Genomic DNA, 2,392 nt, shown 5'->3' with positions numbered 1-2,392 from the left:
TATTACCTGAATCTATGCTTTACATTGATTACATTTTTGTTTGCGAGATGCTTTCCAATGCTTTGAAAAGCCAGTTTTTTATTAAATTAATCGGCGTAAATTGTTTCCTGCTGCGGCAAAATCCGTAGCCAGGATTTGCAACCTGTGACATTTGAAATATTCATGGTTAAATACACCGTGGATCTCCGCCAGCATATTATGGCGGATCAGACAGAGCAGCCTTCGGGCTGGCTGGTTTTCTCAAATGTCCGGTATTGCAAACTCTGTTTGATCTGCCACCCATGCGATTTGCAACGCATGTATGACGCCACACCAAACATTTGAGGGTTTACCATGATTACTTCTACTTCTTTACCGAATCCTACCGCTGATGGCCTGTTCGATAAGACACCGCTTGAACCCGATGAACTTTGTGATCAATGCCGAGCACTCTGTCTGGCTATCACCGAAATCTGCAATCCAGTCGCTAAAGAAATACTGAATTTTGTTCTTTTGGAAAGGCTGAACCTCTTAAACGATGTGCTAGCATTTTCAGCAAATGATGAAGACGTTATGGATCAAATAGCCGTTTGAGTCGTCTTTAAAACCCCCTCCCCGCCTCCCCCTTCGCAGGGGGAGGAGCAGATCGAGTATGTGGAAACTCACGGGCGATTCAGAAATCTTGCTGAACGGAGCGGCCTGAAGACCTATGGCTTCAGGACCGAGAGAAGGCACCGCGCAGCGGCAAGATTTCCAGCCTGTCACGGTGGTACCTGAAACATAGCCAGCCAGCGAAGCGCTTGTTGTAAAGGCGGGGAGGAATCCAAAGGAGGGAAAGCACTTCCCTCCTTTGGGCGGTTTCGGCGCAGCGCGTTAAGCGATCACCGCACTTGAGAAACCGAAATTTTCACAATTCAGCCTTCACGGCGAGTGAGAAAGCGTTCGGTTAGCCGCCCCGTTGCAGCGGCTCCCTGCCACTAATGCCTCGTCTGTTCCTTTTCCCTCGCGACGACAGAAAACTCCGCCATCATTCGCACCAGATCTTGCATGCCGAGATTTACCTGATTGATCACATCACCCGCATTGCGGCTCAGTGCAACGCCGCCGCCCGCGCGGCTGACACAATTCCCCATGCCGTCAATCGCAGCCATCACACCGTCGCGGATGTTTTGTGTGAGCTGATCTATCTCAACAGCCGCTTTGCGGGACTGATCGGCCAGTGACCGGACTTCCCCCGCCACCACGGCAAACCCCCTCCCTTGCTCACCCGCGTGCGCTGCTTCAATAGTCGCGTTGATGGCCAGCAAATTGGTCTGTGAGGAAATACGGCGGATGGTGTCAACCATTTCGCCAATGCGTTCCGAAGTCTGACCCAGTTGTCCGATGATATCGGAAGTCCGCCGTGCCAGCGCTTCCACTTCCTGCATATCTTCCACGGCTTGCCGGACGATGGTTACCCCCTCTGCCGCCGTTTTATCAGTGGTCAGCGACAGTTCATGCACATGTGTCATCATGCTTTCCTGCTGACGCTGCTGATGCATCTGATCCGTAATGTCATGCGCAATTTTAACGATCTTTATCACTTTGCCGTCATCATCTATCACCGGATTATAACTCGCTTCCAGCCAGACAGGCTGGCCGCGGCCATTGATGCGCTCAAAACGCCCGAGAATAAACTCACCGCTTCGCAGACGCTGCCAGTGATGGCGGTAATCGAGGGAATCACGGTATTGCGGGAGACAAAACATCGTGTGGGAATGGCCCTTAATTTGCTGTAAAGAATATCCCATGAGTTTCAGGAAGTTATTGTTCGCAGAAATCACACTCCCCTCAGGTGTAAAGGTAATCAGTGCCATCGAGCGGTCTAGCGCTTGTAAAATTCCCTGGTGTTCGTGCGATTCGTTAATTCTTTCGGATACATCGCTGGCAATTTTAATTATCTCAGTCACTTTTCCTTGTTTGTTTTTTACCGGAACATACGTCGCTTCGAGCCAGATGATATTTCCATTCTTCTGTACACGTTTAATATTCCCGCTGACCGACTTTCCCTGCCGTAAACCTTCCCAATGGAGACGGTACGCATCACTGGCAACAAATTCCGGGGTGCAAAAAATCCGATGAGGCTGGCCCATCACCTCGCCTCTGCTGTACCCCATGCTGCTGAGAAACAGATCATTGACCTCAAGCACCACGCCTTCCGGCGTAAAGGCAATCATCGGAACCGCCAGCTGGATCGCAGCGAATTTATCACGCCATGCCGCACTAAACTGATGAGAAAATAATTGCATAGGACAGACACCCTGTGGCTGATAACGTGAATTAATGCGTAAACGCAATTAATTGATAAAAAATGCACGTGCTAATTTTCACAGGTGATAAGTAAACTTACTCATACTCTGCGAAAGATTAGTCT

Annotated in this window: 2 protein-coding genes; one reads left to right on the top strand and one right to left on the bottom strand. The window is 49.8% G+C overall.

Annotation, left to right across the window (positions count from 1 at the left end):
• Positions 1-333 precede the first annotated feature (333 nt).
• Positions 334-573: a hypothetical protein gene (locus J1785_RS01690; RefSeq protein WP_015696539.1), complete on the top strand. Its 240-nt coding sequence runs from the start codon at positions 334-336 to the stop codon at positions 571-573.
• A gap of 383 nt (positions 574-956) precedes the next feature.
• On the opposite strand, the gene J1785_RS01685 is transcribed toward J1785_RS01690, so the two are convergent.
• Positions 957-2,267, bottom strand: a complete 1,311-nt coding sequence (locus J1785_RS01685; protein ID WP_129991251.1) for a methyl-accepting chemotaxis protein — start codon at positions 2,265-2,267, stop codon at positions 957-959.
• Positions 2,268-2,392: the final 125 nt, after the last annotated feature.

The organism is Rahnella perminowiae (assembly GCF_019049755.1).
GTDB lineage: Bacteria > Pseudomonadota > Gammaproteobacteria > Enterobacterales > Enterobacteriaceae > Rahnella > Rahnella perminowiae.
The sequence above is the reverse complement of the archived record's forward strand: the minus strand, read 5'-3'. Positions and strand labels throughout refer to the sequence as shown.

Bases quoted from the DNA above. Each gene is read 5' to 3' on its own strand.
- J1785_RS01690 (WP_015696539.1), top strand. From the start codon at position 334: ATGATTACTTCTACTTCTTTACCGAATCCTACCGCTGATGGCCTGTTC.
- J1785_RS01685 (WP_129991251.1), bottom strand. From the start codon at position 2,267: ATGCAATTATTTTCTCATCAGTTTAGTGCGGCATGGCGTGATAAATTC.